The 26,848-nt window shown below is 69.1% G+C and carries 24 protein-coding genes; 19 read left to right on the forward strand and 5 right to left on the reverse strand.

Annotated elements, in window-relative coordinates:
• Nucleotides 1-9: 9 nt before the first annotated feature.
• From K8640_RS06225 to K8640_RS06265, 9 genes are all read left to right on the forward strand, one after another.
• Nucleotides 10-192 carry a hypothetical protein gene (locus K8640_RS06225; RefSeq protein ID WP_141327720.1) on the forward strand — a complete coding sequence of 61 codons (183 nt, stop codon included), beginning with the start codon at nucleotides 10-12 and terminating at the stop codon, nucleotides 190-192.
• A 404-nt stretch (nucleotides 193-596) separates the two neighbouring features.
• The gene (locus K8640_RS06230) at nucleotides 597-1,400 is read left to right on the forward strand and encodes a TadE/TadG family type IV pilus assembly protein (protein WP_223746224.1); all 804 of its coding nucleotides are present in this window, start codon (nucleotides 597-599) and stop codon (nucleotides 1,398-1,400) included.
• Complete coding sequence (locus K8640_RS06235; RefSeq protein ID WP_223746225.1) at nucleotides 1,376-2,932, forward strand: hypothetical protein; 1,557 nt, start codon at nucleotides 1,376-1,378, stop codon at nucleotides 2,930-2,932. Before K8640_RS06230 ends, K8640_RS06235 begins: the two co-directional genes overlap by 25 nt.
• Nucleotides 2,929-3,987, forward strand: coding sequence for a hypothetical protein (locus tag K8640_RS06240; protein WP_223746226.1), 1,059 nt, complete (start codon nucleotides 2,929-2,931; stop codon nucleotides 3,985-3,987). The genes K8640_RS06235 and K8640_RS06240 overlap by 4 nt, the downstream gene beginning before the upstream one ends.
• Nucleotides 3,987-4,163, forward strand: coding sequence for a hypothetical protein (locus K8640_RS06245; RefSeq protein WP_223746227.1), 177 nt, complete (start codon nucleotides 3,987-3,989; stop codon nucleotides 4,161-4,163). Before K8640_RS06240 ends, K8640_RS06245 begins: the two co-directional genes overlap by 1 nt.
• A 213-nt stretch (nucleotides 4,164-4,376) precedes the next feature.
• A complete protein-coding gene (locus K8640_RS06250) occupies nucleotides 4,377-5,180 on the forward strand; it encodes a TadE/TadG family type IV pilus assembly protein (RefSeq protein WP_223746228.1) in 804 nt (267 codons plus the stop codon).
• Nucleotides 5,156-6,703 carry a TadE/TadG family type IV pilus assembly protein gene (locus K8640_RS06255; protein ID WP_223746229.1) on the forward strand — a complete coding sequence of 516 codons (1,548 nt, stop codon included), beginning with the start codon at nucleotides 5,156-5,158 and terminating at the stop codon, nucleotides 6,701-6,703. The genes K8640_RS06250 and K8640_RS06255 overlap by 25 nt, the downstream gene beginning before the upstream one ends.
• A gap of 65 nt (nucleotides 6,704-6,768) precedes the next feature.
• The gene (locus K8640_RS06260; RefSeq protein WP_223746230.1) at nucleotides 6,769-7,767 is read left to right on the forward strand and encodes a hypothetical protein; all 999 of its coding nucleotides are present in this window, start codon (nucleotides 6,769-6,771) and stop codon (nucleotides 7,765-7,767) included.
• Nucleotides 7,767-7,943 carry a hypothetical protein gene (locus tag K8640_RS06265; RefSeq protein WP_194869318.1) on the forward strand — a complete coding sequence of 59 codons (177 nt, stop codon included), beginning with the start codon at nucleotides 7,767-7,769 and terminating at the stop codon, nucleotides 7,941-7,943. Before K8640_RS06260 ends, K8640_RS06265 begins: the two co-directional genes overlap by 1 nt.
• Before the next feature lie 24 nt (nucleotides 7,944-7,967).
• Here K8640_RS06265 and K8640_RS06270 read toward each other — a convergent pair whose 3' ends face one another.
• Nucleotides 7,968-9,209 (reverse strand): ABC transporter substrate-binding protein, encoded by a 1,242-nt coding sequence (locus K8640_RS06270; protein ID WP_223746231.1) that lies wholly within the window; start codon nucleotides 9,207-9,209, stop codon nucleotides 7,968-7,970.
• A 184-nt stretch (nucleotides 9,210-9,393) separates the two neighbouring features.
• On the opposite strand from K8640_RS06270, the gene K8640_RS06275 reads away from it, so the two are divergent.
• From K8640_RS06275 to K8640_RS06310, 8 genes are all read left to right on the forward strand, one after another.
• Nucleotides 9,394-9,906 (forward strand): SUF system Fe-S cluster assembly regulator, encoded by a 513-nt coding sequence (locus K8640_RS06275; RefSeq protein WP_223746232.1) that lies wholly within the window; start codon nucleotides 9,394-9,396, stop codon nucleotides 9,904-9,906.
• Nucleotides 9,903-11,339 (forward strand): Fe-S cluster assembly protein SufB, encoded by a 1,437-nt coding sequence (gene sufB / locus K8640_RS06280; RefSeq protein WP_223746233.1) that lies wholly within the window; start codon nucleotides 9,903-9,905, stop codon nucleotides 11,337-11,339. The genes K8640_RS06275 and sufB overlap by 4 nt, the downstream gene beginning before the upstream one ends.
• 3 nt (nucleotides 11,340-11,342) lie before the next feature.
• Nucleotides 11,343-12,131, forward strand: a complete 789-nt coding sequence (gene sufC, locus K8640_RS06285) for a Fe-S cluster assembly ATPase SufC (RefSeq protein WP_141327703.1) — start codon at nucleotides 11,343-11,345, stop codon at nucleotides 12,129-12,131.
• Complete coding sequence (gene sufD / locus K8640_RS06290; RefSeq protein ID WP_223746234.1) at nucleotides 12,128-13,447, forward strand: Fe-S cluster assembly protein SufD; 1,320 nt, start codon at nucleotides 12,128-12,130, stop codon at nucleotides 13,445-13,447. The genes sufC and sufD overlap by 4 nt, the downstream gene beginning before the upstream one ends.
• On the forward strand, nucleotides 13,444-14,667 hold the full coding sequence (locus K8640_RS06295) for a cysteine desulfurase (RefSeq protein WP_223746235.1): 1,224 nt from the start codon (nucleotides 13,444-13,446) through the stop codon (nucleotides 14,665-14,667). Before sufD ends, K8640_RS06295 begins: the two co-directional genes overlap by 4 nt.
• Complete coding sequence (sufU, locus tag K8640_RS06300; protein WP_141327708.1) at nucleotides 14,664-15,125, forward strand: Fe-S cluster assembly sulfur transfer protein SufU; 462 nt, start codon at nucleotides 14,664-14,666, stop codon at nucleotides 15,123-15,125. The genes K8640_RS06295 and sufU overlap by 4 nt, the downstream gene beginning before the upstream one ends.
• An 18-nt stretch (nucleotides 15,126-15,143) precedes the next feature.
• On the forward strand, nucleotides 15,144-15,686 hold the full coding sequence (gene sufT, locus K8640_RS06305; RefSeq protein WP_223746236.1) for a putative Fe-S cluster assembly protein SufT: 543 nt from the start codon (nucleotides 15,144-15,146) through the stop codon (nucleotides 15,684-15,686).
• A 160-nt stretch (nucleotides 15,687-15,846) separates the two neighbouring features.
• Nucleotides 15,847-16,236 (forward strand): hypothetical protein, encoded by a 390-nt coding sequence (locus K8640_RS06310; RefSeq protein ID WP_223746237.1) that lies wholly within the window; start codon nucleotides 15,847-15,849, stop codon nucleotides 16,234-16,236.
• 62 nt (nucleotides 16,237-16,298) lie between these two features.
• On the opposite strand, the gene K8640_RS06315 is transcribed toward K8640_RS06310, so the two are convergent.
• Nucleotides 16,299-17,006 (reverse strand): type 1 glutamine amidotransferase domain-containing protein, encoded by a 708-nt coding sequence (locus K8640_RS06315; RefSeq protein WP_141327712.1) that lies wholly within the window; start codon nucleotides 17,004-17,006, stop codon nucleotides 16,299-16,301.
• Nucleotides 17,007-17,246: 240 nt separating this feature from the next.
• Here K8640_RS06315 and K8640_RS06320 point away from each other — a divergent pair, with 240 nt between their 5' ends.
• Both K8640_RS06320 and K8640_RS06325 read left to right on the forward strand, forming a co-directional pair.
• Nucleotides 17,247-18,365 (forward strand): isoaspartyl peptidase/L-asparaginase family protein, encoded by a 1,119-nt coding sequence (locus K8640_RS06320; protein WP_223746238.1) that lies wholly within the window; start codon nucleotides 17,247-17,249, stop codon nucleotides 18,363-18,365.
• A gap of 81 nt (nucleotides 18,366-18,446) precedes the next feature.
• The gene (locus tag K8640_RS06325) at nucleotides 18,447-19,820 is read left to right on the forward strand and encodes a S9 family peptidase (RefSeq protein WP_223746239.1); all 1,374 of its coding nucleotides are present in this window, start codon (nucleotides 18,447-18,449) and stop codon (nucleotides 19,818-19,820) included.
• 563 nt (nucleotides 19,821-20,383) lie between these two features.
• Here K8640_RS06325 and K8640_RS06330 read toward each other — a convergent pair.
• From K8640_RS06330 to K8640_RS06340, 3 genes are all read right to left on the reverse strand, one after another.
• On the reverse strand, nucleotides 20,384-21,724 hold the full coding sequence (locus tag K8640_RS06330; RefSeq protein WP_223746240.1) for a sorbosone dehydrogenase family protein: 1,341 nt from the start codon (nucleotides 21,722-21,724) through the stop codon (nucleotides 20,384-20,386).
• 138 nt (nucleotides 21,725-21,862) lie between these two features.
• On the reverse strand, nucleotides 21,863-22,924 hold the full coding sequence (locus tag K8640_RS06335) for a hypothetical protein (protein ID WP_223746241.1): 1,062 nt from the start codon (nucleotides 22,922-22,924) through the stop codon (nucleotides 21,863-21,865).
• Nucleotides 22,925-23,070: 146 nt separating this feature from the next.
• A complete protein-coding gene (locus tag K8640_RS06340) occupies nucleotides 23,071-26,847 on the reverse strand; it encodes a tetratricopeptide repeat protein (RefSeq protein ID WP_223746242.1) in 3,777 nt (1,258 codons plus the stop codon).
• Nucleotide 26,848 lies beyond the last annotated feature (1 nt).

Genomic DNA, 26,848 nt, shown 5'->3' on the forward strand with positions numbered 1-26,848 from the left:
GAGGCCGTGGTGGAGAAGTCGCTGAGGAAGCAGGGGCGTGCCCGGGGCCAGTCGATGGTGGAGTACGCCGTCGTCACCGCGGCGCTGATGGGCTTCACCGTGATGGGCTGGCCGTTCCTCGTGCAGCTGCTCAACGCGCTGCACCGGTACTTCAACTCCATCTATTACGTCATCCAGTCGCCGATTCCGTAGAGGCGCTGGCGGTACCCGTGGCCCGGGACGAGTCGCGCGCTCCTCGCGCGCTGGATTCGACCGGGCTGTTTCATTCCCGTCAGGTTGATTCGCGTTCGCTCGCGTGGGCGCTGCCTGCCTGGAGGGCGGACGGGAAGCCCTTACGTGTTTTCCGAAAGACAGCCACCTCACTGCCCTCCAGGGCGATGAAGTGTCGCGGAGGCGTCGTTGTGTCGTGGATTCCCCCGAGGCGGATGCCTGTATTTGTTTGATGGGGCTGCGGGCAGGCAGGCGGGGAGGCCGGGATGGCTTTGTCCATTCATGACTGTCATTGGTGTGAGGCGCAGGACATTCCCAGTCAGGGGCGGAAGAATCGAATCCTCGGCTTTTGTGGTTCTTTCTGCGTGCGTGGTAGTGATTGATGGATGCGATGCTCCTTCCGCTTACATCCCGCGAGGGCGCAGTCCGGGCAGTCCGCGGTGGAGACCGCGATTGTCCTGCCGCTCTTCGTGTTCCTCATCCTGGGCATCCTGCAGCTCGGGCTGATGCACCAGGCGCGGCTGCTCACGAAGTACGCGGCCTACAAGGCGGTGCGGGCTGGCTCCATCCACAACGCGAACGTGCGGGAGATGGAGAAGGCGGCCGTCGCCGTGCTGCTGCCCATGCTCGCCCAGCGCGCGTCCGGCCAGGGGGGCATCGAGTACGTGCGGCCGGTGGGCAGCGGGCAGCAGTTCGCGGACAAGTGGAAGGAGCTCAAGGACAACAAGATGGCGGACACGGAGCTGAAGTACGCCGAGGTCACCATCTGCGGGCCGACGAAGGCGGACGCGGGCGGGAGCGGCGGCGAGGTGGACTTCGACGACCCGGACAACGCCACCTCCGCTGACTGGAAGCAGAGCCACCGCACCAAGCTGCGCATCCAGGTCACGTTCAACTTCCGGCTGGTCGTCCCGTTCGCGGACTGGGTCATCTTCAACGCCGCGCGCGCCCGCGACATGCCCATGGTGATTCGCATGGGCGAGGTGAAGGGCACGGAGAAGAGCAAGGTGGCCGTCCGGAAGTTCGGGAGCGCCTCCACCGGCGAGGGCCCCTACGACGCCGCCGCGTCCAAGCGCATCTACATCGCCCCCATCCGCGCCACCTACACCATGCGGATGCAGTCGAACCTCTACACCAACACCGACGACCTGCCCTCGAGGAACGCATGCCTCTTCCCGTTCGCATACTGAGTCGCCGGCCGCGTCGCCGCTCTCCTCGCGGGCAGGCCATCGTCCTGGGCTCGCTGTCGTTCCTCGTCCTCGCGTTGATGGTGACGCTGAGCTTCAACCTGAGCCACGCGCTGCGCCGCAAGATGTCCCTGCAGCAGCACGGCGACGCGATGGCGTTCTCCATGGGCGTGCTGGAGGCGCGCGCGCTCAACTACTACGCGGTCAGCAACCGGGCCATCGCCGGCTCCTACGTGGCGATGAACAGCCTGCACGCGTACATGGCGGCCGCGAGCGTCACCGGCGAGATGCTGCGCGCGGGCGGGGTGAACTTCACGGCCATCGCCGCCTCCGAGGCCGCCAAGTGCGCCGCCTGTCAGGGGAAGTGCCCCTGCTGCCAGCACGCCGTCGAGGCGGGGCAGATCGCCGCGAAGTTCGCCAAGCAGTCCTTGATGTACGACCGGGACGTCCGGGGCCTGGAGGGCAAGTTCAAGAACGCCATGGAGGGCCTGGACCTCATGGTGGACAACATCCACACCTCGCAGCGGGAGGTGCATGAGAAGACGCTGCAGGCGGTGAAGGACGGCTCGAGCCATGGCCTCTCCCTGCTGAAGACGCAGACGGTGCCGGAGGTCAGCGACCTGGCGTCGGGGGTGGGGGCGCTCAACGCCAACGAGTTCAACTGCGCCGTGGACGGGATGGAGTGCCAGGGCAGCGTGGCGAACACCTCGCCCGAGGCGCGCGCGCGCGTGGTGACGGAGATTGGCAACGCGAGTCGCTCGGCCTGGCCCGCCAACCGCAAGGGCCTGCCGCCCAACCACCTGCACGAGAAGTTCCTCGAGGAGTTCAAGACCATCCCCAACAACAAGGGGACGCACCAGTTCGTCGGTCACTTCGGCTCGTCGAAGACGGTGCAGAACATGCTGGGCGTCTACCTGCCGGGACAGATGGGGGGCAACCAGGGGACCACCGTGGCGGCCAACGAGACGGGGGCCCTTGCCCAGTTGTCGTGGGAGGACGCCATCCCGGCGACCGCGCCCTACCTGGCCAACATCTGGAGCGACGACAGGGGCGGAGGCCACACGGTGCTGATGGCGCACTCGGGGCAGCATCGCTTCGAGGGGACGAACGCGAAGGCGCTCACGTCGTGCGCCGGCTCGGGCAACTGCTTCATGAAGTACCGCGCCAACCCCGACTCGGAACGCGACTGGGGCCAGCCGCGCGTCTACAGCTATTACACGATGAAGCTGAACGTGGGGAACCCGCGCGAGGCCCCCTGGGAGCTCAACAACTCCCGCAGCGTGAAGTTCACGCATGGCGAGCAGGGCACCGGCAGCCTGACGCTGTCCGCGGCCGATGGCATGAGCCTGTCGAAGTCCCTGGTCTACTACCACCGCTTCAAGCAGGGCGGCTGGTCGGAGCCCCCCAACCTCTTCGCGCCCTACTGGCGCGTGAAGCTGCATCCGTTCAAGCCCGATGAGGCGAAGAAGGTGCTGGAGGAGGCGGGCAACTCGGACGCGGTCGCCATCGTCGAGGCGCCGGAGGTGTCGCTGTGAGCGCCAGGACTGGGAGCCGCCTCGCGCGAGGCTCGGCCGCGGTGGAGACGGCGCTGTGCATGCTCGTCATCATCCCCGTGTTCATGTACGCCATCTTCCTGGACGACCTGTTGAAGCACGTCCTGGACGCCCAGGAGACCGTGGTGTCCACCGTCTGGGATTACGCGGTGTCGGACTACGCGGCCAGGCCGGAGGGCGGTGAGGCCTTCGCGAACTTCGGTCAGACGCAGGGCCTGGCCCGGCAGATGTTCTGTGACCACGAATCGGGGCTGGACAGCTACGGCCCCGGCAAGGGGCCCGAGTGCGACAACGACGTGCGCCACCACCAGGATGTGGTGGCCCATGCGTGCTGGCTGTATCCGGAGGCCAAGCAGGTGTACTGCTCGGTGGACCAGAACGCTGTCGGGAGCTACGGCGTCACGTTGCACGCCGCCTACATGCGGCAGTTCAACAAGGGAGGGCTCATCCGCTGCTCGGCGCGCAGCAGCGTCCAGAACTACCTGCTCCCCACGACGTTCCTCCAGGAGTTCTCGCAGGTGGACCTCGCGAAGGAGCAGAAGCAGAACAAGGGGCAGGTCCACAGCAACTCCCAGGGAGGGAGCGAGAAGGACACCTACCTGCTCCCGTGGGAGTACATCGCGCTGGTGACGGACACGTGGGCCCTCACCAAGGGCCAGAGCTTCTCGCCCGGGGAGGGACAGAAGGAGGAGGGTGACCTCTACGCGCGCGTGCAGCAGCTCTACTCGAACCAGGAGAACTCGGGCTACCCGCAGATGGCGTCCGCCTCCGAGGAGCTCGTCAAACAGGCCATCGACCGCAACCTGCTCGCCTCCAGCCTGGCGCTCAACCACACCCCCGGCGACGACCCGCGTGACGTCAGCCTCTCCATCCAGCCGCAGAACGGCGGCGCCCCGTCGCAAATCGTCATCCAGGGACTGACCCCCGCCACCTACTTCAACAACGAGTGGCGCGACTGGGAGGTGAACAACAACCAGGCCACCGCGCGGCAGCGGGGCAACTACTACATGGGCTGCAAGCAGCCGGGGAAGTGCTGATGGCCGTGCTGAACCGACGCAAGCCTCGCGGCCAGGCCATGGTGGAGTACGCCGTCGTCACCGCGGCGCTGATGGGCTTCACCGTGATGGGCTGGCCGTTCCTCGTGCAACTGCTCAACGCGCTGCACCGCTACTTCAACTCCATCTACTACGTCATCCAGTCGCCCATTCCGTAGGGGCGCTGCCTGTCTGGAGGGTGGACGGTGAATCCTTACGGGTTTCCCGAAAGACAGTCTTCGAGCTGCGGGCGGGCAGGCGGGCTGCTGGAGTGGGTTCGTCCCAATGTGTGGTTGTCATGGGTGTGCGGCGCAGGACATTGCAGGCCAGGAATGGGAGATTTGAGCCCCTGGCTTTGTGGCTGTTTCCGTGTGCGTGGTAGTGATTGATGGATGCGATGCCCCTTCCGCTCACATCCCGCGAGGGCGCAGTCCGGGCAGTCCGCGGTGGAGACCGCGGTTGTCCTGCCGCTCTTCGTGTTCCTCATCCTGGGCATCCTGCAGCTCGGGCTGATGCACCAGGCGCGGCTGCTCACGAAGTACGCGGCCTACAAGGCGGTGCGGGCTGGCTCCATCCACAATGCCAGCGTCGCGGAGATGGAGAAGGCCGCGGTCGCCGTGCTCCTGCCGATGCTGGCCAAGCGCGCTGAGGGACCCGACGGCATCGAGTATGTGCGTCCGGTGGGCAGTGGCCAGGAGTTCACGGACAAGTGGAACGAGATGGCGGGCAACCGGATGGACAAGGTTGGCCTGAAGTACGCCGAGGTCACCATCTGCGGGCCCACCCGCGAGGACCTGGGCGGTGGGAGTGGCGAGCTGGACTTCGACGACCCCGACAATGCCACCTCCGACAATTGGCGACAGAGCCAACGCACCAAGCTTCGCGTGCAGGTGACGTTCAACTACAGGCTCATCATTCCGTTCGCGGACCGGGTCATCTACTACGCGGCACGGGGGCGGGACCTGCACATGTCGCTGCGGTTGGGGCAGGTGAAGGACGATGAACGGTCCAAGGTGGCTCAGCGCAGGTTCGGGAGCGTCTCCACGGGAGAGGGGCCCTACGAAGGTGCGGCATCGAAGGGGGTCTACATCGCTCCCATCCGTGCCACGTACACCATGCGGATGCAATCGAATCTGTATCTCAATACGTCGGACATCCCCTCGAGGAACGCATGCCTCTTCCCGTTCTCCTACTGAGCCGGCCAGGGCTGCGCCGCCAGCGCGGGCAGGCCATCGTGCTGGGCTCCTTGTCCTTCCTGGTGCTGGCGTTGATGGTGACGCTCAGCTTCAACTTGAGTCATGCGCTGCGGCAGAAGATGAGCCTGCAGCAACATAGTGACTCCATGTCGTTCTCCATGGCGGTGCTGGAGGCCCGGGCGCTCAACTACTACGCGGTCAGCAACCGGGCCATCGCCGGCTCCTACGTGGCGATGAACAGCCTGCACGGCTATATGGCCGCCGCGAGTGTCACGGGCGAGATGCTGCGGGCGGGCAAGGACAACTTCGACAAGATCTTCCGTATCGAGATGGCCTTGTGCGTCGCCTGCCGCTTCTCGTGTGACCACTGCAAGCATGCCGCTGATGCCGAGAAGATCGCCAATCGGTTCGAAAAGGATGCGCTGATGGTCGACAGCAACGTCCGCGGCCTCGAACCGAGCTTCCGTACGGCGATGCAAGGCATGGACCTCATGGTCGACAACATCCATACGTCCCAGCGGGAAGTGCATGAGAAGACCCTCCAGGCCGTCAAGGATGGCTCGAGCCATGGCTTGTCCAGACTCAAGGGGGATACCGCCCCCAATGTCAGTGAGCTGGCATCGGCGGTCGGGAGCCTGAACGCCAACGAGTTCAACTGCGCCGTGGATGGCATGGAGTGCCAGGGAAGTGTCGCCAACACGTCGCCCGAGGCGCGTGCCCGCGTGGTCACGGAGATCGGGAATGCGAGCCGCTCGGGCTGGCCTGCCAACCGCAATGGCAAGCCACCCAAGCATCTTCACCCGGACTTCCTCAAGAAGCTCAAGGACATCCCGGGCGAGGGCAATTACACGGTGCTCCAGCATGACGGCTCCGCCAAGGCGGTGCAGAACAAGTCCAGGGTCTTCAGCGAGGGCTCAAGGAGTGGAAACCAGGGCACCACCATCGCCGGCGCCGAGAAGGGCTCTGTCCAACACCAGTGGAAGCACAACGTGGTGTCCTCGGACTACGACACCGTCGTCTGGAGTGACGCCAATGGTGGAGGTCACGAGAACGGCGGTCGGCAGCATGTGGGGCAACACCGCTTCGAGGGGACGAACGCGAAGGCGCTCACGTCGTGCGCCGGCTCGGGCAACTGCTTCATGAAGTACCGCGCGAACCCGAGCTCGGCGCGCGACTGGGGGCAGCCCCGGGTCTACAGCTACTACTCGATGAGGCTGAACGTAGGGGACCCTCAGACGGCGCCCTGGGAGCTCAACAGCTCGCGCTCCGTCAGGTTCCAGCACGGCGGGCAGGGCAGGGGGAGCCTGACGTTGTCGGCGGCCGATGGCACCGCCATGTCCAAGTCGCTCGTGTACTACCACCGCTTCAAGCAGGGAGGCTGGACGGAGGCGCCCAACCTCTTCTCCCCCTACTGGCGCGCCAAGTTGCACCCCTTCACGGCGCCCGAGGCGAAGCGGGTTCTCGAGGATTCGGGCAACTCCGATGCGTCGACCATCGCGGATGCACCGGGGGTGTCGCTGTGAGGACTCGGACGCGACGAGGGACGAGGTGCGCTCGGGGCTCAGCCGCGGTGGAGACGGCGCTGTGCATGCTCGTCATCATCCCCGTCTTCATGTACGCCATCTTCCTGGATGACCTCCTGCGCCACACGTTGGACGCCCAGGAGACCGCGCTGTCCACCATCTGGGACTACGCCGTGTCGGATTACGCGGCGGAGCCGACGGGGGGAGAGGCCTTCGCGGGTTTCGGCCAGACACAGGGACTCGCGCGGCAGATGTATTGCGACCATGAGTCGGGAATCGACAGCTATCAGACCGACCCTCCCGAGTGTCGGCTGCGGACCATGCATCACCATCAGGAATTGGTAGCACATGCCTGCTGGATGCATCCCGAGGCGCAGCAGGTGGAGTGCACGGTCGACCAGAACGCTGTCGGAAGCTACGGGGTGACGCTGCATGCCTCGTACATGCGCCAGTTCAATCGAGGTGGGCTCATCCGATGCTCGTCGCGCAGCGGCGTCCAGAACTACCTGCTCCCGACCACCTTCCTCCAGGAGTTCTCCCAGGTCGACCTCGCGAAGGAGCACAAGGATGGCGACGTCCACGACAACGCGGAGGCCAAGGGCGATCGAAGCAAGGATACCTACTACCTCCCTTGGGAGCGCATCGCCCTGGTCACCGACACGTGGGCGCTGACGACGCCGCAGAACACGGAGCCTGGCGTGAAGGACACCGAGCCGACCAACGTCTACGTGCGCGTGGCTCACATCTATTCGAGCCAGGAGAACTCGGGCTTCACTCAGATGTCTCCCGCCGCGGAGCAGTTGGTCCGGCAGGCCATCCAACGGAAGTTGCTCGATACCTCCCTGCAACTGGACAACGATGCCGGAGATGACCCGCGCAACGTGAGCATTTCCATCAAGGCCCAGACTGGAAGCAACGCGCCCACCCAGCGCATCGACCAGGGCGATGGTGCCGGCACCTACTTCAACAACGAGTGGCGCGACTGGGAAGCCAACAACAACCAGGCCACGGCGCAAGCGCGCGGCGAGTACTACATGGGCTGCCAGCAGCCGGGGAAGTGCTGATGGCCTCGCTCACGCGACGCAATCGCCGAGGCCAATCCATGGTGGAGTACGCCGTCGTCTCCGCCGCCTTGCTCGGCATCACCACGGTGGGCTGGCCCTTCCTGGTCCAGCTCCTCAACGCGCTGCACCGCTACTTCAACTCCATCTACTACGTCATCCAGTCCCCCATCCCGTGAGGGAGGGGGACCGGGCACACACCGCTACGGCGTCACGGTGGTGACGAACTCCGCCTTGCCGCCGGCGACCTTCAGTACGACGGCCTCCTTCACCGCGTCGCGGTTGGCGTCCAGCGTGATTCGCCCCGCGACGCCCGGGAAGTCCTTCGTCACCGCGATGGCGTCGCGCAAGGACGGGCCGCTCAGGTCCGGGGCGCGCTTCATCGCCTCCACCAGCACCCGGCCCGCGTCGTACGCCAGCGCCGCCACGCTGTCCGGCACGCTGCCGTAGCGGGCCTTGTAGCGCGCCAGGAACGACTGGAGCACCGGGTCCGGGTTGCCCGGCGAGTAGTGGTTGGAGAAGTAGCTGCCCTCCAGCGCGGACCCGCCCAGCTCGAACAGCTTGTCGGAGTCCCACCCGTCGCCGCCCAGGAGCGGCACCTTCAGCCCCACCTCCCGCGCCTGCCGCGCGATGATGCCCACGTCCGTGTAGTAGCCCGGCACGAACACCGCCTCCGGCTTCAACTGCTTGATGGCCGTCAACTGCGCGCGGAAGTCCGTGTCGCCCTTCGAGTAGCTCTCCGTCCCCACCACCTGTCCGCCGAACTCCTGGAACTTCGCGGTGAAGACGTTGGCGAGCCCCATGGAGAACGCGCTCTTGTTGTCCGTGAGCACCGCCACCCGCGACAGCTTCAGGTTCTCGCGCGCGAACTTCGCCATCACCAGGCCCTGGAACTCGTCGATGAAGCAGACGCGGAAGATGTAGTCACCCTTCTTCGTCACCTCGGCGCTCGTCGACGTGGGCGTAATCATGGGCACCTTGCCCGCCTGCGCCTTCTCCGCCATCGCCATGGACACCGACGAGGCCGCCTCGCCAAGAATCGCCACCACCTTGTCCTGCGTGATGAGCCGCGTCGCCGCCTGCGCCCCTTCCTCCGGGCGCCCCTGGCTGTCGTACACGCGCACCACCACCTTGCGGCCCTTCACGCCGCCGGCCGCGTTGGCCTCGTCCAGCGCCAGCTCGATGCCGTTGCGCGCCGACACGCCGAACGTGGCCTCACTGCCCGTGAGGCTGCCCACCTCACCCACCACGATGGGGCCCGAGTCCCCGCCCGCCTGCGCCTGAGCGCCCGGCTGGGTGGGCGCCTGCGCTGGAGTGCCCTCCTGGGAGCCTTGGGGAGCCGTGGCCTGGCCGCTCGGCGGGGCGTCGGTGGGGGTGGGCGCGGACTTCTTCTCACAGCCCGCCAGACTCAGTGCCAGGGTGGCCAGGAGCAGCAGATGACGCATCGGCGGATTCCCTCCAGGTGACAAGGGCCTCACCCTAGCCCTGTCCCAGAAGCCCTCCAACCGCAGGGCCGCCCGCCTTCCGTCAAAATGCAATGTGGACTGAAACGGTCCAGATTACATATGACGCCCCGGCGGGCTGGAGGGCCCGCGTGGGAATGGACCCAGAGAGGAGAGAGCGTCCCGCATGCTTCGGATGAGCAAGATGACCGACTACGGCATCGTGCTGATGACCGAGCTGGCTCGCGCGGAGGGTGGCACCCGCACCACTCGCGAGCTGGCGGCACGCACCCGTGTGCCATTGCCCTCGGCCAGCAAGGTGCTCAAGGGCCTGCTTCAAGCGGGCCTCGTGGTGTCCCACCGCGGCGCCAACGGAGGCTATGGCCTGGCGCGGCCGCCGGCGTCCTTGTCGCTGGCGGAGCTGGTGGCCTCGCTGGAGGGCCCGGTGTCGCTCACCGAGTGTGGCGTGCACCCCACCGGCGGCGCGCCCTGTGAGCTGGAGGCGGTGTGCCAGGTGCGCGGCCACTGGCGCCTCATCAATCAGGCCATCCAGGAGTCGCTGGCGCGCCTGACGCTGGCGGACCTCATCGCCCCGGCGCCGCGCATGCCCGAGCGGCTGGTGGGCCTGGGCGTGCCCTCTCGGCCCACGAGCCCCAACGCCCCCCCGACGACTTCATCCGTGACAGGAGCACGCTCATGACCACCGACACCCTCCAGGAGCTGACGCGCCGCCCGTACGCGGCGGGCTTCGTCTCCGCCGTGGAGGCGGACACCTTCCCGCCCGGCCTGAGCGAGGACGTCATCCGCGCGCTGTCCGAGAAGAAGGGCGAGCCGGCCTTCCTGCTCGAGTGGCGCCTGAAGTCCTTCCGCCACTGGCTCACGCTGCGCGAGCCCACGTGGCAGGCGGTGACGTACCGCCCCATCGACTACCAGGCCATCAGCTACTACTCGGCGCCGCGCTTCAAGCCGAAGAAGGACAGCCTGGACGAGGTGGACCCGGAGATTCTGCGCACCTACGAGAAGCTCGGCATCCCGCTCGAGGAGCAGAAGCGCCTGCAGAACGTCGCGGTGGACGCGGTGTTCGACTCGGTGTCCGTGGCGACGACGTTCAAGGACAAGCTCGCCAAGGCGGGCGTCATCTTCTGCTCGTTCTCGGAGGCGGTGCGCGAGCACCCGGAGCTGCTCAAGAAGTACCTGGGCACGGTGGTGCCGCACTCGGACAACTTCTTCGCGGCGCTCAACTCGGCGGTGTTCAGCGACGGCTCGTTCGTCTACGTGCCCAAGGGGGTGAGGTGCCCCATGGAGCTGTCCACGTACTTCCGCATCAACGCGGCGGAGACGGGCCAGTTCGAGCGCACGCTCATCGTCGCGGACGAGGGCTCCTACGTGAGCTACCTGGAGGGCTGCACGGCGCCCCAGCGCGACACCAACCAGCTGCACGCGGCGGTGGTGGAGCTGGTGGCGCTCAAGGGGGCCACCATCAAGTACTCCACGGTGCAGAACTGGTACCCGGGCGACGTCGAGGGCAAGGGCGGCATCTACAACTTCGTCACCAAGCGTGGCATCGCGCACGAGAAGGCGAAGATTTCGTGGACGCAGGTGGAGACGGGCTCGGCGATTACGTGGAAGTACCCGAGCGTCATCCTCAAGGGGGATGACTCGGTGGGCGAGTTCTACTCGGTGGCGCTCACCAACAACCTGCAGCAGGCGGACACGGGCACGAAGATGGTGCACATCGGGAAGAACACCCGCTCCACCATCGTGTCCAAGGGCATCAGCGCGGGCCGGGGGCAGAACACGTACCGGGGGCTGGTGAAGGTGCTCAAGAGCGCCCAGGACGCGCGCAACTATACGCAGTGCGACTCGCTGCTCCTGGGTGACAAGTGCGGCGCCCACACGGTGCCGTACATCGAGGTGAAGAACGCGTCGGCGCAGGTGGAGCACGAGGCCTCCACGTCGAAGATTGGCGAGGACCAGCTCTTCTATTGCAGGCAGCGCGGCATCTCCCAGGAGGACGCGGTGTCGATGATTGTGAATGGCTTCTGCCGGCAGGTCTTCAAGGAGCTCCCCATGGAGTTCGCGGTGGAAGCGCAGAAGCTGCTCGGAGTGAGTCTGGAAGGGAGCGTGGGGTAGGTCATGGCGCTGCTGTCGGTTCGGAATCTGCACGCCCGCGTGGGCGACAAGGACATCCTCAAGGGCATCGACCTGGAGGTGGGCGCCGGTGAGGTGCACGCCATCATGGGGCCCAACGGCTCGGGGAAGAGCACCCTGGCGAGCGTGCTCGCGGGGCGTGACGCCTACGAGGTGACACAGGGCGAGGTGCTGCTCGACGGCAAGTCGCTGTTGGAGCTGTCGCCCGAGGCTCGCGCGGCGGAGGGTGTGTTCCTGGCCTTCCAGTACCCGGTGGAGATTCCGGGCGTGGGCAACCTGCACTTCCTGCGCACGGCGCTCAACGCGCAGCGCCGGGTGAAGGGGCTGGAGGAGCTGGATGCGATGGACTTCCTCCAGCTCGCCAAGGAGAAGTCGAAGCTGGTGCAGTTGGACCAGGCCTTCATGAACCGCTCGGTGAACGAGGGCTTCTCCGGCGGCGAGAAGAAGCGCAACGAAATCTTCCAGATGGCGGTGCTGGAGCCGCGCCTCGCCGTGCTCGACGAGACGGACTCGGGCCTGGACATCGACGCGCTGCGCACGGTGGCGGGGGGCGTGAACGGCCTGCGCTCCAAGGACCGCGGCATGGTGCTCATCACCCACTACCAGCGGCTGCTCGACTACATCGTCCCGGACAAGGTGCACGTCATGGCGGCGGGCCGCATCGTCCGCTCGGGCGGGCGCGAGCTGGCGCTGGAGCTGGAGGAGAAGGGCTACGGCTGGCTGGGCCTGGAGGGTGGCAAGGGGGCGCCGAAGGGCGGGGAGGTCCGGCGATGACGCGCTACCTGGACGTCGCCTCGCGCTTCCAGAAGGAGTCCGCGAGCGCGCCCGCCTTCCTGCGTGCCCTGCGTCAGGAGGGGCTCGCGCACTTCGAGCGGCTGGGCCTGCCGACGACGAAGGACGAGGCGTGGAAGTACACCAACGTCTCGCCCATCGCGGAGGGAGGCTTCACGCCCGTGGCGGCGCTGCGTGACAGCGCGGTGCTGGCGCCGGTGGTGGACAGGCTCGCGCTCGTCGGTGGACCCCGGCTGGTCTTCGTCGACGGACGCTTCGCTCCGGAGCTGTCGAGCGTGACGGGGCTGCCGCGCGGGCTGACGGTGAAGCCGCTCGGCGTGGCGCTGACGGAGGACGCGGCGCTGCTCGAGGCCCACCTGGGGCAAAGGGCGCGAGCGTCGGAGCAGGCCTTCACGGCGCTCAACGCGGCGCTGCTGGAGGATGGGGCGCTGGTGCACCTGTCGAAGGGCGCGCTGAGCGAGGTGCCCGTGCAGCTGGTCTTCCTGACGCGCGGCGACGCCGCCGTGCTGGCGAGCCCGCGCGTGCTGGTGCTCGCGGAGGAGGGCAGCGAGGGCACGCTGGTGGAGACGTACGCCAGCGCGAGCGGAGACCCCGTGGCCACGTTCACCAACGCGGTGACCGAGGTGACGCTGGGGGACAACGCCAGCCTGAAGCACTACCGCCTCCAGTCGGAGGGGGACGCGGCGCTGCACGTGGGCGGGTTGCACGTGAAGCAGGGGCGCGACAGCCGCTTCGTCTCGCACACGTTCGCCTTCGGCGGCGTGCTGGCGCGCAACGAGGTGCACGTCTCCTTCGCGGGCAAGGGTGGCGACGCGACCCTCAATGGCCTGTACGTGGGGCGCGGGACGCAGCACCAGGACGTGCGCACCGCGCTGGACCACGCGGTGGCGGACTGCACCAGCCGCGAGCTGTACAAGGGCGTGCTGGATGACCGGGCGCGCGGCACGTTCCACGGTCTGGTGAAGGTGCGGCAGGACGCGCAGCGCACGGACGCGCGGCAGCAGAACCGCAACCTCCTGTTGTCCGAGCACGCGCAGGCGGACACGCGGCCGCAGTTGGAGATTCTCGCGGACGACGTGAAGTGCGCGCACGGCGCGGCGGTGGGGCGGCTGGACGCGCAGGCGCTGTTCTACCTGCGCTCGCGAGGCATCCCCCAGGCGGAGGCGGAGCGGCTGCTCACGTATGCCTTCGCCCGTGAGCTGGTGGAGGCGGTGCCGGAGGGGCCGGTGCGCGCGAGCGTGGAGTCACTGCTGGCCCAGCGGTTGCCGGGCGCGGCCCGGACGGAGGTGACGGCATGAGCACGTTCGACGTGCAGCAGGTGCGCGCGGACTTCCCCCTGCTGCGGCAGGAGGTGCGGGGCCGTCCCCTCGTCTACCTGGACAGCGCGGCCACGGCGCAGAAGCCGCAGGCGGTCATCGACGCCATCGTCCGCTTCTACCAGCACGACAACGCCAACGTGCACCGGGGCGTCCACATCCTCTCCGAGCGCGCCACGGAGGCGTACGAGGGCGCGCGCGAGACGGTGCGCGGGTTCCTCAACGCCCGGGACGCGCGCGAAATCATCTTCGTGCGTGGCACCACCGAGGCCATCAACCTCGTCGCGCAGACCTACGGCCGCAAGCACATCGGCGCCGGGGACGAGGTGCTCATCACGCAGATGGAGCACCACGCCAACATCGTCCCCTGGCGGATGCTGTGCGAGCAGACTGGCGCCACGCTCAAGGTGATTCCGGTGGATGACCGGGGCGAGCTGGTGATGGACGCGGTGGACGCGCTGCTCACGGAGAAGACGCGCATCCTCGCGGTGACCCACGTGTCCAACGCGCTGGGCACGGTGAACCCGGTGAAGGAGCTGACGCGCCGGGCGCACGCGAAGGGCATCCCCGTGCTGGTGGACGGGGCGCAGTCGGTGACGCACTTCCCCGTCGACGTGCAGGACCTGGGCTGTGACTTCTACGCCTTCAGCGGGCACAAGACGTTCGGCCCCACGGGCATCGGCGTGCTGTACGGGCGGCTGGAGCGACTGGAGCCGATGCCTCCGTACCAGGGCGGCGGGGACATGATCCTCTCCGTGACGATGGAGAAGGTGACGTACAACCGCGTGCCGCACCGCTTCGAGGCGGGGACGCCGAACCTGGAGGGCGCGGTGGGGCTGGCCGCCGCCATCCGGTATCTGCAGGGCGTGGGGCTGTCCGCCATCGCCGAGCACGACCGGGAGATGATGGCCTACGCGACGGCCGCGCTGGAGTCGGTGCCGGGGCTGCGGCTCATCGGCACCGCGCGCGAGAAGGCGGGCGTGTTGTCCTTCACGCTGGAGGACATCCACCCGCACGACGTGGGCACCATCCTGGACCGCGAGGGCATCTGCATCCGCACGGGCCACCACTGCGCGCAGCCAGTGATGCAGCACTTCAAGCTGCCGGCGACGGCGCGGGCGTCGCTGGCGCTCTACAACACGCGCGAGGACGTGGACGCGCTCGTGCGCGGGCTGCACAAGGTGAGGGAGGTGTTCGGATGAGCTCGGGCTCGGATGACCTGAAGGACCTCTATCAAGAGGTGGTGCTGGAGCACTCCAAGCGGCCGCGCAACTACCGCGTGGTGGAGGGCGCCAACCACGAGGCGGCGGGGCACAACCCGCTGTGCGGAGACCAGCTCTCCGTGACGATGAAGATGGAGGGAGACGTCATCCGCGACATCGGCTTCCAGGGGCAGGGCTGCGCGATTTCACGCGCGTCCGCGTCGCTGATGACGGGGGCGGTGAAGGACAAGTCGCGCGAGGAGGCGGAGGCGCTCTTCGCGCTGGTGCACAAGCTGGTGACGGAAGGGCCGGAGTCGGTGGACCTGGACGCGCTGGGCAAGCTCGCGGTGCTGTCTGGCGTGAGCGAGTTCCCCGCGCGGGTGAAGTGCGCGAGCCTGGCGTGGCACACGATGCGCGCGGCGCTGGCGGGACACAGTGAAGCGGTCTCCACGGAGTAGGGAAGGAGGGAGCGGACCATGCGAGGCGTGACGGCGATGCTGGAGCGGGAGGTCCCCGCGACCATCATCCCCAGCGGTGACAGGGTGGTGCTGCCGGAGGGCGCGGAGCTGCGGGTGATGCAGACGCTCGGCGGCAACATCACGGTGCAGGACCCCTACGGGCAGCTCTTCCGCATCGACGAGAAGGACGGCGCGGCGCTGGGCGAGGAGTACGCGCCCAAGGAGAAGGCCGCGGGCGACCCCAGCGAGTTCCACGAGGAGCAGGTCTGGGAGCAGCTGCGCACGGTGTATGACCCGGAGATTCCGGTGAACATCGTGGAGCTGGGCCTGGTGTACGCGTGCAAGGCGGAGCCGATGCCCGAGGGTGGGCAGCGCGTGGACATCCAGATGACGCTGACGGCGCCCGGCTGCGGCATGGGGCCGGTGCTGGTGGATGACGTGCGCACCAAGGTCAGCGGCGTGCCCGGCGTGAAGGAGGCCCACGTGGAGCTGGTGTGGGACCCGCCCTGGGACCAGAGCCGGATGACGGACGTGGCCCGGTTGCAGCTCGGGTGGATGTGACTCCCTGATTCGAGCCCACCGCGGGCCTCGTGCCCGCGCGTGTCGAGACCGCGGAGCGATACTTCTGCCCCCGAGTTGCTCTTGATGTCCGGATTGCGGAGGATGCCGCCGGCTCGGTCGTCCTTCGCTCGCACACCTTCTCGACACCAGGAGGTCTGCCATGAAGTCTCTGAAGCTGTGGCTGTGGGCTTGCGCCGTCAGTCTTGTGGTGGGGTGTGGCGGAGTGCCCGCCGAGACGACGGTCGACGAGGGCGATGCCCTGACCTCCGCTTCGGAGGCGCTGGTGGGCTGTTACGCCTCCTGCTCGGATGGCACCACCGTCACGTGTCCGACGACGCCCGTCACCTGCACTTCGACGAACTACGTGAGCGTGGTCTGTGATGGCACGACGTACGCGTGCCCGCCCACGGGCTGCCGGCCTGGGATGCCGACCTGCTCCTTCGCGCGGACCAAGATCTGCCTCGACCTGTCCACCTTCTCCTGCTGCGATGACGGGGAAGTGGGGGAGTGCACCTGCCGGCAGGTGGGTGGAAATCCCCGCTGCCTCTGAGCGGCGCTCGACCTCGTCGGGCCCGAGGAGGGCCGTGGAACGCACCACGGCCCTCGCGCGCTTCAGCGTGAAGCCGCCAGCCGGCGCACGCCGAAGCTGATGGCCGCGGTGGCCAGGCTGCCCGCGAGCAGCCGGGGCCAGCGCCGTCCGGACTCCTCCGTCGTCGGGTGGTAGCGCGCGGCCACGGGGTGCTCGTCCTGGGCCTGACGCAGGCGCTCGCGCACCTCGGGCATCTTCTCCGCGAAGAGCTCCACCATGGCGCGCTCGAAGGCGGGCAGGTCCTGCGGCCCCCGGCTGGAGACCCAGTTGTCGTCGCGCACCAGCTCGTCGTCGCGCCACAGGGCGCCGGAGTTCTTCACGTCGTCCTGGATGCCGGGCCACGACGTGAGCGTGCGGCCCTCGGTGAGGCCCGCCGAGATGAGCAGCCACGGCGCATGACAGATGATGGCCATGGGCAGGTTGAGCGAGTCCGCGTCGTGGACGAAGTCCTTGGCCAGCGCGCTCTGGCGCAGCGTGTCCGGGTTGATGAGCCCGCCGGGCAGCAGCACCGCGTCGAAGTCCGCGGCCTTCACGTCGCGCAGCGTGGCGTCCACGCGGACCTTCTTGCCCGGCAGCATGTGGTTCATGCCCCGGATATGGCCGGGCAAGAGCGACACGATGGTCACCTCCGCGCCCTGGCGCTGCAGCTTCTTGACCGGACGCGTCAGCTCCACCTGCTCGAAGCCGCTCGTCGCCAGCACCGCCACCCGCAAGCCCTTCAGCTTCTTCATCACGCGCTCCCCGGTTCCGTGGACGACCCCGAGACTGTGCACGCCAGCGCCATCCGGCACGGGGGACGGAGCGGACGGGAAGGCCCTTCGTCTGTGGCCTGCTCATCGCCTGGAGGGCAGGCAGGGGGCCGTCGTTGTGCCCTTCGGAGCGCCGTGCTACCGACGCGGGCACATCGCCTGCGAACACGCGTGTCGTCACCTCATACGCGTCGTCTCGCGGGTCCCGCTGGAGGTCACGGAATGTTCGCTTCCCTGCCGTCTCTTCCCCGAAGCCTCGTCGCGGGGACCGCGCTGTTCCTCCTGCCCGTGGGCTGCACGAGCACCCAGGGCGCGCGGGTCGATGACGCCCGACTCACCCAGGAGGGCTCGGCTGCTCGCAAGCCCCGATGGGGGCTGGTCATCCACGGCGGCGCGGGCGTCATCTCGCGCGAGAACCTCTCGCCCGAGCGCGAGGCCGAGGTCCGCGCGGCGCTCCAGCAGGCCCTCGCGGCGGGACATGGCGTGCTGGCCCAGGGGGGCACGAGCCTGGACGCGGTGAGCGCGGCCATCCGTGTCCTGGAGGACTCTCCGCACTTCAACGCGGGCAAGGGCGCGGTCTTCAACCACGACGGCGTCAACGAACTGGACGCGGCCATCATGGACGGCAGGACGCGCTCGGCCGGGGCTGTCGCGGGGCTGCGTCACGTGAAGAACCCCATCGACCTGGCGCGCCGGGTGATGGAGCAGTCGCCGCACGTGATGATGATGGGAGAGGGCGCGGAGGCCTTCGCCAAGGCGCAGGGCGTGGAGCTGGTGGACCCGAAGTACTTCTACACGGAGGAGCGCTGGCAGGGCCTCCAGCGCGCGCTGGAGAAGGAGCGCGCGACGCCGGCTCCGGGCACGACGCCCTCGACGCTGCGACCCGGGTATGACCCGGTGACGGGGGACCACAAGTTCGGCACCGTGGGCGCGGTGGCGCTGGACCAGGCCGGCAACCTCGCGGCGGGCACGTCCACCGGAGGCATGACGAACAAGCGCTACGGCCGCGTGGGGGATTCGCCCATCATCGGCGCGGGCACCTACGCGGACCCGCGCTGCGCGGTCTCCGCCACGGGGCACGGAGAGTTCTTCATCCGCTACACCGTGGCGCGCGACATCTGCGCGCGCGTCGAGTACCAGGAGCTGCCCCTGCCCGAGGCCGCCAACCTCGTTGTCAACGACGTGCTGGTGAAGGCGGGAGGCGAGGGCGGCGTCATCGCGATGGACCGCGATGGGAATGTGGCGATGCCGTTCAACTCCTCGGGCATGTATCGCGGCTACGTGGGCGAGGACGGTCAGCCCCACGTGGCCATCTTCAAGGAGCCTGAGGCGTCGAGGTAGCGCGGGCGCACTGTCGGGGCGGTGACGAAGAATCCGCGCTCGCCGCTTCCAGAAAATCCGGACTGCGGTGTCTTGGGGCTCATGCGCACGACACGATGGGTGATTCTCGTCCTGGCCCTGTTGGGCTGCTCCTCGTCCGACCCGAAGCCCGAGGCGCCGCTTCCTCCCGAGGAGCAGGAGAACGACTCCAAGCCCCTGACGGTGACCGTCCTGGGCTCGGGGCAGGCGGCGGCTGGTGGGCAGCAGTGGGCGTACCAACTGCTGCGGCTCCAGGAGGAAGGCAAGGCGGCGTCCTACGCGCAGTGGTTCCCGCCGAGGAGTCCGGGCGCCTGGCCCGTGATGATGCTGACCCGTCCCTATGACGGAATCACGTGGACGGGCGAGGCGGTGGACGCGAAGTGGGCTGCGCGAGGCAACGGCTTCCATCCGGATGACAGCGAGCCGGGCCACCACGCGGGCTCGTCCAACATCGCCTACACCATCAGCACGCCGGAGCTCATCGCGGGCGAGTCGTTCTTCTACCTGTACAACGGCTTCGGCGTGCTCAACGTCTTCGGCCGCTTCTACGCGGGTGGCAGCATCCAGAACGACCGGGATGACATGCACGCGGGGCTGCGCTTCCTCGAGCAGGCGCCCGAGGTGGACCGCTCACGCATCGGCATCCAGGGAGGTTCCTGGGGCGGCTTCGAGGCGCTCTACGCGGCGGCGGATGCGCCGGGGGCGGTGCGTCCCAGGGCGGGCGTGGCGTTCTTCCCGCTGTCCGACTTCGCGCGGCAGTTCGAATACCTGGAGACGGTGATTCCCTCGCGCGTGTCGGACCCGTGGGTGCGCTCCCAGTACGCCACGTTCTTCGAGCCCTATCGGCGCCGCATCGTCGCCGCCACGGGAGGGGCTCCGGGGGCGCCGGGCGCGGACTACAGCGCGTGGACGCGCGAGCACCTCGCGCCGAGGCTGACGACGCCCTTCCTCGTCCTGCACGAGGACTGGGACACGCTCGTCCCCGTGGAGCAGACGCAGACGCTCGCGCCGCTCGTGGGCCCGACGATGTCTCCGCTGTACATCCAGCACCTGGAGGTCCCGGACTGGAACACGCGCGCGTTGGACCACGGGCAACTGGTGGTCCAGTACGCCCATGCCCTCACCACGGTGTCCCTGGGGTATCTGCTGACGAACCTGGGGCCCGAGGAGCAGTCGCTCTACGTCCCCTTCGTGCAGGACGCGTTGGTGGGGTGGCTCCAGGCGCAGCGCGTGCTCCAACTGAACGGGCGGGGCGTGTCCCAGGTGGCCCCGCGCCTGCTTGAGCTTGCGGACCCTCGCGTCACCCTGGTCGAGATGACCTCGGGCAGCGTCTACTCGGGCTCGGAGGGGGTCGCCGTGCTGGTGAACGCGCTCTGGGGAACGCAGTATGCGGCGGGGGAGATTCGCGAGGTGCTCTCCACGGGGCTGCCTCCCTGACGCCTCGGGGGCTTCGTCGCCGGATTGCAACGGGGATACTGCTGTAGGCTCCAGGGGTGGACCCACGGGTGGGCGGGTCCGCTTGCGCCGAAAGGAGCCTTTTGCATGAGGTGCGTGTCCTCGTCGTGGCGTTCCCCTGTCCGGATGCTGTTCGCGGTGATGCTGCTCTGGCTCGGCGCGGCTCGCGCGGAGTCGGACGACGCGGTGGTCTGTGAAGCGTCTTCCTCCCCGCGGGCCTTGTTCTGTTCCGAGGGGGACTGCCTCTCGGAGAGCGACTGCTGGTCCCTGTGCCCCATTGCCCGGAGCGTCTTCTGCAATGCGAGCAATGTCTGTGAGTTCGATGTGGGAGGCGGAGGTGGTGGCGGTGGTGGTGACCCGGTGTGCGAGATGCAGGAGTGTTCGGAGGACAGGCACTGTGTCTGCAATGGGCGTCCGGGCTCCTGCGGGCCCGACTTCCTCTGTTACTACTGACATCCGCTGATCCGCTGGAGCGGGCGAGGACAGCGGACACCCCGGACGGGCGTCAGCGCGTCACGTCCGGGGCCCCGCCTGTCGAGCTCCCGCTACGGCGTCACGGTGCGCGTGCCGGTGAACTCGATGCGGCGCACCTCTCCGCCTCCGGCGTACGTCGTGTAGTAGAGCGCCTGGCGCGTGCCCGACGGGCCGAAGCGCAGCGTCACCGCGGAGCCGGAGCCCAGGCCCGTGGCGAACGCGTCCACCGTCACCGCGCCGCCCGCGCCGCGCACCAGCTTGAACACCTTCCCGCAGATGTAATCACTGAAGAAGTACGCGTTGTCGTCCGCGTTCGCCCACGCTCCAGGCGGCGCGAAGGCCCCTCCCGTGATGGAGTTGCAGTTCTGGAACGGCGAGCCCGTGGGGTTGGTGCCGCGCTTGTAGTCGAAGAGGGGGTTCGTCATCCCCGCCGGAGGCGCGCCGCAGTTGGTGGTGGAGTTGTTCGCGCAGTGCCCCTCGCGCGTGTTCCAGCCGTAGTCCGCGCCCTTGATGCCCTCGTCAATCTCCTCCCACAGGCTCTGGCCCACGTCGTTGATGAAGAACGTGCTGGTGCCCGGCTGGAAGGCGAAGCGGAACGGGTTGCGCAGGCCCGTGGCGTAGTTCTCCTGGCACGGCCCCGTGCCCGTCGGCACCCCCGCGGGATTGCCGCAGCGCCGGCTGCCCGACACCGCGTACCAGGGGTTGTCCGTGGGCGCGGTGCCGTCCTTGTTGATGCGCAGCATCTTCCCGAGCAGCACGTCCAGCCTGCGCGCCGTGGTGTTCGCTCCCCCGCAGCGGCTCGGGTCCCCGAGCTGACAGCCGCCGTCTCCCACGCTGACGTAGAGCAGCCCATCCGGGCCGAAGTGCAAATCACCGCCGTTGTGATTGCCGCCCGGGGACGGGATGTTGTCGAGCAGCACCACCTGGCTCGACGGGCTCACCACGTTCGTGCTCGGCAGCGTGAAGCGCGACACGCGGTTCACCGCCACGTTGGCGATGTTCGTCGTGCACGTGTTGAACTTGTTGAACGTGTAATAGAGGAAGATGTGCCCGGTGGTCGCGAAGTCCGGGTCCACCGCCACGCCCAAGAGGCCGCGCTCCGAGTTGGTGCACAGCACCGCGGAGAGGTCCAACGCCGGCGTCGGCAGCAGCACGCCCCCGCTGAACACCCGCAGCTGCCCCGTCTGCGTGGTGATGAGCAGCCGCCCATCCGGCGTGAAGGCCAGCGCCGTGGGCCGGGCGATGGCCGTCACCTGCGCGTCCGTGTACGACGGGGGCAGGGTGATGGCCGCGCGGGAGGTCTCCAGGCCCTCCGGGGCCGGAGTCTCTTCCGCCGCGGGCTCCGGCGCGCAGGCCGGGGCCACGAGGAACAAGGACAGCAACACCGCGAAACGACAGGACCCAGGTGTCATGGTGCACTCCTGAAGGAGGGGGATGAGGCACCTGGGTTTTGCTGTTTAGTCTTGATTTTCGCGAGTCTGAACGACGCCCCTGTCGAGGGGTGAACGCTGGGGGGGCCCCCGGGGGGAGGCGGGCCCCGAGCCAGGGCTCTAGCGTCGGCGGTCGCCGTCTCCCCAGCCGCCGCCGCGTCCGCCGCGGTGGCGGTCGCCGCCGCGGACGGGCGTGGCCTCATGGCCGCGGGGCGAGGAGCGGTGGCTGGGGGCGCGCCAGCGCTCGTGGCGCTCCGGCCCGCGGTGGTGGCTCTTCCAGCGGTCATCGCGGCCGCGCCACGAGTCGTCGCGGCGGTGGTAGCCGGGGCCCGGCGAGGCGCGGTGGTAGTAGGTCGGCGAGCGCCAGACGCGGTCATGCCGGTAGTAGTGGCCGGAGGCGCGCCACGGGCGGTGGTAGTAGTAGCGGACGGCCGGCGCGCGGTACCACGTGTGCGCGAAGTAGTTGGGGTGGCCCCAGCGCACGGACACGCGGGCGTGGCGGAAGACGGGCACGGTGACGTGCAGCGAGCCGCGCGGCGCCCAGCCTCCGCTGACGAAGTGCCAGGTCAGGCCGCGCTGCACCCAGCGGGGCGACACGAAGACCAGGCCCGCGCGCGGCGGAGCGGCCCACGTGCCATCCACCCAGTCCCAGTTGTTGCCGGACCAGTACCAGTAGCCGGGCTCCCAGGTGAGGTCGGCGGAGGGCGCGGCCGGACGGATTTCCTGGCGCGGCGCGGGAGGCGCCTGCTGCACGGTGAGGGCCTCGGAGGACACGGCGATGGGAATCTCCACCTCGGTGGTGCCCCGCCGCGCCCAGCCGCCGGAGACCCAGTACCAGGCCCCCCGGTCCTCCTCCCAGTAGCCGTTCACGAACTGGTAGCCCTCCATGGGGGCCAGCCACGTGCCCGGGTTGAAGCGCCACTCGTCGCCGTCCCAGTACCAGTGCCCGGAGGCCCACACGGCGCCGGCATAGGGCCTGCGCGAGGGCTGCTCCGTGGGCAGCGCCGGAGGAGGCTGGGGCGCCATGGGGGCAATCTCCTCGTCGGAGTCTTCGTCGAACTCGCCTTCGCCGTACTCGCGGCCGTCGTACGAGGGGTCCGCGGCGGGCACTGGCGTCGTCTGCGCCTGAACCACCGGGGCCGACAGCAGGGCCACCATCCAGAGCCAGCTTCGAGGACTCATGACGTCTTCTCCAGGTTGAGAATCCAGCGCCCCGTGCAAGGGGCACCTCACGCCCTTCGGACGCGGGGAGGGGCTCCGTATTCAACCCGGGAGCCCCTCACGGGTCGACCCGTCTCGCCGGCAGAGCGGGCGGACAGGCGGGCGGGCTACTGCTTCACCAGGAACATCTCCCGCGTCTGGATGAGGTCCACGTCTCCGGTGAAGCCGGCGAACTGCTCGTACTGGCGGGGCGCGACGCGCGCGCGAGGCAGCCGCAGCGACTCGGTGATGGTGAGCGTGGCGCCCTCCTGCTTCTCGGTGCGGGTGAAGTGTCCGAAGGGGTTCTTCACGTCGATGGGGGGCTGCGGGTCGGGCAGCTTCCAGCCCGGGGGCAAGGACAGCGTCACCTGCGTGCTGCTGGCCTCGGTGTTGTCGATGTAGAGCGGCGTGCGGCGGCTGCTCAGCTGCACGTAGCGGCGGCCCAGCTGCGCGGGGAAGGTGAGGGGGCCCAGCGCCATGCGGTTGCCACCCTCCAGCCGTCCGAAGCGCGGCACGGTGAACTCGTAGCGCAGCACGAAGGGCGCGCCCACCTGGTCCCGGTGGTCCAGCGTGACGCTGGAGAGCGCCGCGCCGCCGAAGTAGCGCGCCACCGCGCCCTGGAGCGCCTGGTTGCGGCTCTCCGCCGACAGCTGGTTGAAGGCCTCCGCCAACTGCGCCGCCTCGAAGCCCGTGTACGTCTCCTCGCCCTTGCCGGTCATCTTCCCGTCGGCATCGAGCGAGAGCGTCAGGCGCACCTGCTTGCCCGTGGACTGCTTCGTCGCGGGCGTCTTCACCACCTCCAGCTTCCTGCCCGGCTCCGGCAAGAGGTACGCCGTCAGCTCGCCCATGGCGAACTCCGGCAGCTCACCGAAGGGCCCGTAGCGCACCGACGTGTCCACCCACACCGGCGCGCTCCCCGGCACCTCCACGCGCAACGCCGCGTAGGGCAGCAGGCTGTCGTTGGGGAACAGGTACTCGGCCGGGTCCACGTTGAAGGTGCGCACCGCCGCCACGCGCGAGGGGATGCCCAGCTCCTCCAGGCCCGCCTTGAGCACCGTCAGCCGGCTGCCCCGGTCCTGCGCCACCGTGGACGCCGCGGACTGGCCCAGCCCGTTGTCCCGCCCGGAGAAGCGCTGCATCACCGCCGCGTGCAGCGCCTTCACCGCCTCCAGGCCCTCCTTGCCCTGGGTGGCCTCGCGCGTGAAGCGGACGACCTCCGCGGTGCGCGCCCAGCGCTCCTGGAACGCGTCGCCGTAGATGCGCGCCAGGCTGTCGTTGCCCGTGGCGCCCGCGCCCACCATGACGAAGGGCAGGTACTCGTTGCCGGAGGGGGGCGCGTCCGGCTCGGGGATGAACGGCGGCACGCGGCGCGCCTCGTAGTGGAAGACCTCCTCGTCGCCCCTCACCGTGGGCTGGGGCGCCTTCATCGCGTGCGCGTCCACCTTCATGCCCGTGCCCTTGGGCGCGGCCACCGTGTACGTGGTCCACGCGTTGGGCTGGTTGGCGATCTGGAAGTAGAACGCGGACGCGGTGAAGCCCGGCTGCGCGGGGCCGCGCGGGCTCTCCGCCAGCAGGTACTCCACCTGCACGCTGTCCCCCACCTGCACGCCGGGCAGGCTCACCGTGTCCTTGCCCTCGATGTTCTCCGGCTCGAGCACGCGCCCGTCCGCCTTGAGCGTGCGCAGCGCCAGCACCTGCGCGCCGCGGGGCACGTTGACCTCCGCGATCTCCTGCACGCCCGACTGCTCCAGCGCCTTCTGGATGGTGTGGATGCGGTTGACGATGCTGCCGTCCGGGTACACGCGCACCGCCGCGGCATCCAGGACGAACACCGCCGCGCCGCCGGTCACGGGCTCCGCGTCGTAGGCGCGCAGCGCCTCCTGCCCGTCGATGGCGAACTCCTGCAGCAGCTCCTTGCCCGTCTTCGCGCGCTCCACCGCGCGGCGCAGCGACAAATCGTCCCCCTCCAGCGCCAGCGCCTTCTCGCGCAGCGCGAGCGCCTCCGCGCCCTTGCCCGAGTACTCGCGCACGTCCGCCATGCGCTTGAGCAGCTCCGTGTTGCGCGGCCACGTCACCGCCAGCTTCTCCAGCACGGCGATGGCGTCGTCATGGCGACGCAGGCCCACGTAGAGGGTCGCCAGCGACGTGCCCGCGCTCACGCTCGTCGGGTCCCGGGCGAGCAGCTGCGCGTACTCGCGCGCGGCGGCCTCCAGGTCCCCGCGCGTGCGCGCGTGGTCCGCCCGCCGCGCCGCGACGCCGGGGCAGTCCTTCTGCGCCTCCACCAGCGTGTTGGAGCGCTCCACCGCGTCGCGCCGCCGCGCCAGGTTGTACTGGAGCCCCAGCGCCTCACACAGCTGCGGCTGGAGCTGCAGCGCCGCGGCCAGCGACTCCTCCGCCAGCGCGTCCACGTCCAGCGTGAGCGCCGCGCGCGCGCGCATCAGGAACAGCGGGAAGCCCGGAGGCTGCACCGCCTCGCTCGCCGTCTTCAGGGTCTCCAGCGCGCTCGCCGCCTGCCCGTCGTCCATGAACAGGTCCGCGCGCAAGAGCAGCGCGGCCACGTGGGTCGGGTCCTTGGACAAGAGCGCTTCCAAATCCCGCGTGGCCCGGCCGCGCGCCACCTTGGAGGGCACCGTCCGGTCCGCCGCGGCCACCTCCGCGCGCAGGGCCAGCAGCGCGGGCGTCGTCGCGTCCACGTCCGCCATCAGCCGCCGGGCGCCGTCCGCGTCGCGCGCCAGGCCGTCACGCGCCGCGAGGAACGTGGAGAGCAGCTCCCCCGCCTCGCCCGAGAGCGCGTCCTTGATGGACTTCGCGGTGGGGTAAACGCCCTTCGCGTCGGCCAGCGAGGGGGCGCTGCCCCACGTCGCGGGCGCCGGTCCGGTGGCCGCGGTGAAGCGCACGTTGGCGGGCTGGCCGTCCTCTCGCAGCAGCGAGAACGACAGCACGCCGGAGGTGCCGCCCTTGAGCTGACGGACGATGATGCGGTGCTTGCCCGCCGACAGCTTCACGGCGCGGCTGGTGACGGTGGAGGTGGCCTGCGTCCACGCGGCGCGCTCCAGCACCAGCGTGCCGTCCACCACCACCTGGTGCGACGCGGCGCTCACCGAGCGCGCCACGTAGGTCGCCCCTTGCGGCACCTCCGCGTCGAAGGCCATGAGGTACACGTCGCCCTCGCCCGGCTCGCCGCCCAAATCCAGCCGGCCGTCCGGCGCCAGCAGCTTGCGCGTGGGGAGCGCCCCGAAGGCGCCGGTGAACGGGCCTGTGAGCGAGCCGCCCTGGCCGGTGGGCCACGCCTCGTCCCACGACAGGACATGGAAGGCGGAGAAGGGCCCCACGAGCGTCGCCTCGGACACGCCGCCCAGCTCCTTGAGCACCGCGTCGCGCGCCTTGAGGTCCCCGCGCGTCACCGCGACCGACAGCCGCGTGCCGCGCAGCAGGTACGCCGTCTCGCCCGACGCGCCCGCCGCGAGCGCCTTCTGCGCCGCCGCGAGGATGGCCTCATCCAGGGGCGGCGCGGTGCCCACGGTGTCCAGCGCGTAGCGCGCGCCGATGAGCGCCAGCGGGTGCGTGGGCGCGCGCGTCACCACCTCCAGCGCGGCCACGAGCGCCCGGTCCGGCCGCCCCGCGCGGCGCGCGAGCAGGTGCTGGCCGATGAGGGCGTAGGGGTCCGCCGGGTCCTTCGCCACGGCCGCGTCGAAGCGCTGCTGCGCCGCCGCCGCGTCGCCTTCCATCAGGTACGCGTGGAAGCCGGCGAAGGCGAGCGTGCGCGCCTCGTCCGTGCCGGAGCGCGCCTTCTCCGCGGCGCTCTCCAGCACGCGCGGCGCGACGCTGGGGGTGGGGGAGTGGGAGCAGCCCGTGAGGCCGGCGACGAGTGCGAACGCGGTCAGGCCGCGGCGGAAGGTGCGCATA

It is taken from the genome of Myxococcus sp. XM-1-1-1, assembly GCF_020037095.1.
GTDB classification, from domain to species: Bacteria; Myxococcota; Myxococcia; order Myxococcales; family Myxococcaceae; genus Myxococcus; species Myxococcus fulvus.

What these genes read in the sequence shown, in the direction of transcription:
- K8640_RS06320 (WP_223746238.1), top strand. Translation starts at nt 17,247, where the DNA reads ATGTTCGCTTCCCTGCCGTCTCTTCCCCGAAGCCTCGTCGCGGGGACC.
- K8640_RS06330 (WP_223746240.1), bottom strand. Translation starts at nt 21,724, where the DNA reads ATGACACCTGGGTCCTGTCGTTTCGCGGTGTTGCTGTCCTTGTTCCTC.
- K8640_RS06255 (WP_223746229.1), top strand. Translation starts at nt 5,156, where the DNA reads ATGCCTCTTCCCGTTCTCCTACTGAGCCGGCCAGGGCTGCGCCGCCAG.
- K8640_RS06245 (WP_223746227.1), top strand. Translation starts at nt 3,987, where the DNA reads ATGGCCGTGCTGAACCGACGCAAGCCTCGCGGCCAGGCCATGGTGGAG.
- K8640_RS06265 (WP_194869318.1), top strand. Translation starts at nt 7,767, where the DNA reads ATGGCCTCGCTCACGCGACGCAATCGCCGAGGCCAATCCATGGTGGAG.
- K8640_RS06270 (WP_223746231.1), bottom strand. Translation starts at nt 9,209, where the DNA reads ATGCGTCATCTGCTGCTCCTGGCCACCCTGGCACTGAGTCTGGCGGGC.
- K8640_RS06235 (WP_223746225.1), top strand. Translation starts at nt 1,376, where the DNA reads ATGCCTCTTCCCGTTCGCATACTGAGTCGCCGGCCGCGTCGCCGCTCT.
- K8640_RS06295 (WP_223746235.1), top strand. Translation starts at nt 13,444, where the DNA reads ATGAGCACGTTCGACGTGCAGCAGGTGCGCGCGGACTTCCCCCTGCTG.
- K8640_RS06325 (WP_223746239.1), top strand. Translation starts at nt 18,447, where the DNA reads ATGCGCACGACACGATGGGTGATTCTCGTCCTGGCCCTGTTGGGCTGC.
- K8640_RS06335 (WP_223746241.1), bottom strand. Translation starts at nt 22,924, where the DNA reads ATGAGTCCTCGAAGCTGGCTCTGGATGGTGGCCCTGCTGTCGGCCCCG.
- K8640_RS06260 (WP_223746230.1), top strand. Translation starts at nt 6,769, where the DNA reads ATGCTCGTCATCATCCCCGTCTTCATGTACGCCATCTTCCTGGATGAC.
- sufU (WP_141327708.1), top strand. Translation starts at nt 14,664, where the DNA reads ATGAGCTCGGGCTCGGATGACCTGAAGGACCTCTATCAAGAGGTGGTG.
- K8640_RS06340 (WP_223746242.1), bottom strand. Translation starts at nt 26,847, where the DNA reads ATGCGCACCTTCCGCCGCGGCCTGACCGCGTTCGCACTCGTCGCCGGC.
- K8640_RS06275 (WP_223746232.1), top strand. Translation starts at nt 9,394, where the DNA reads ATGCTTCGGATGAGCAAGATGACCGACTACGGCATCGTGCTGATGACC.
- K8640_RS06315 (WP_141327712.1), bottom strand. Translation starts at nt 17,006, where the DNA reads ATGAAGAAGCTGAAGGGCTTGCGGGTGGCGGTGCTGGCGACGAGCGGC.
- K8640_RS06230 (WP_223746224.1), top strand. Translation starts at nt 597, where the DNA reads ATGCGATGCTCCTTCCGCTTACATCCCGCGAGGGCGCAGTCCGGGCAG.
- K8640_RS06310 (WP_223746237.1), top strand. Translation starts at nt 15,847, where the DNA reads ATGAAGTCTCTGAAGCTGTGGCTGTGGGCTTGCGCCGTCAGTCTTGTG.
- K8640_RS06250 (WP_223746228.1), top strand. Translation starts at nt 4,377, where the DNA reads ATGCGATGCCCCTTCCGCTCACATCCCGCGAGGGCGCAGTCCGGGCAG.
- sufC (WP_141327703.1), top strand. Translation starts at nt 11,343, where the DNA reads ATGGCGCTGCTGTCGGTTCGGAATCTGCACGCCCGCGTGGGCGACAAG.
- sufT (WP_223746236.1), top strand. Translation starts at nt 15,144, where the DNA reads ATGCGAGGCGTGACGGCGATGCTGGAGCGGGAGGTCCCCGCGACCATC.
- sufB (WP_223746233.1), top strand. Translation starts at nt 9,903, where the DNA reads ATGACCACCGACACCCTCCAGGAGCTGACGCGCCGCCCGTACGCGGCG.
- sufD (WP_223746234.1), top strand. Translation starts at nt 12,128, where the DNA reads ATGACGCGCTACCTGGACGTCGCCTCGCGCTTCCAGAAGGAGTCCGCG.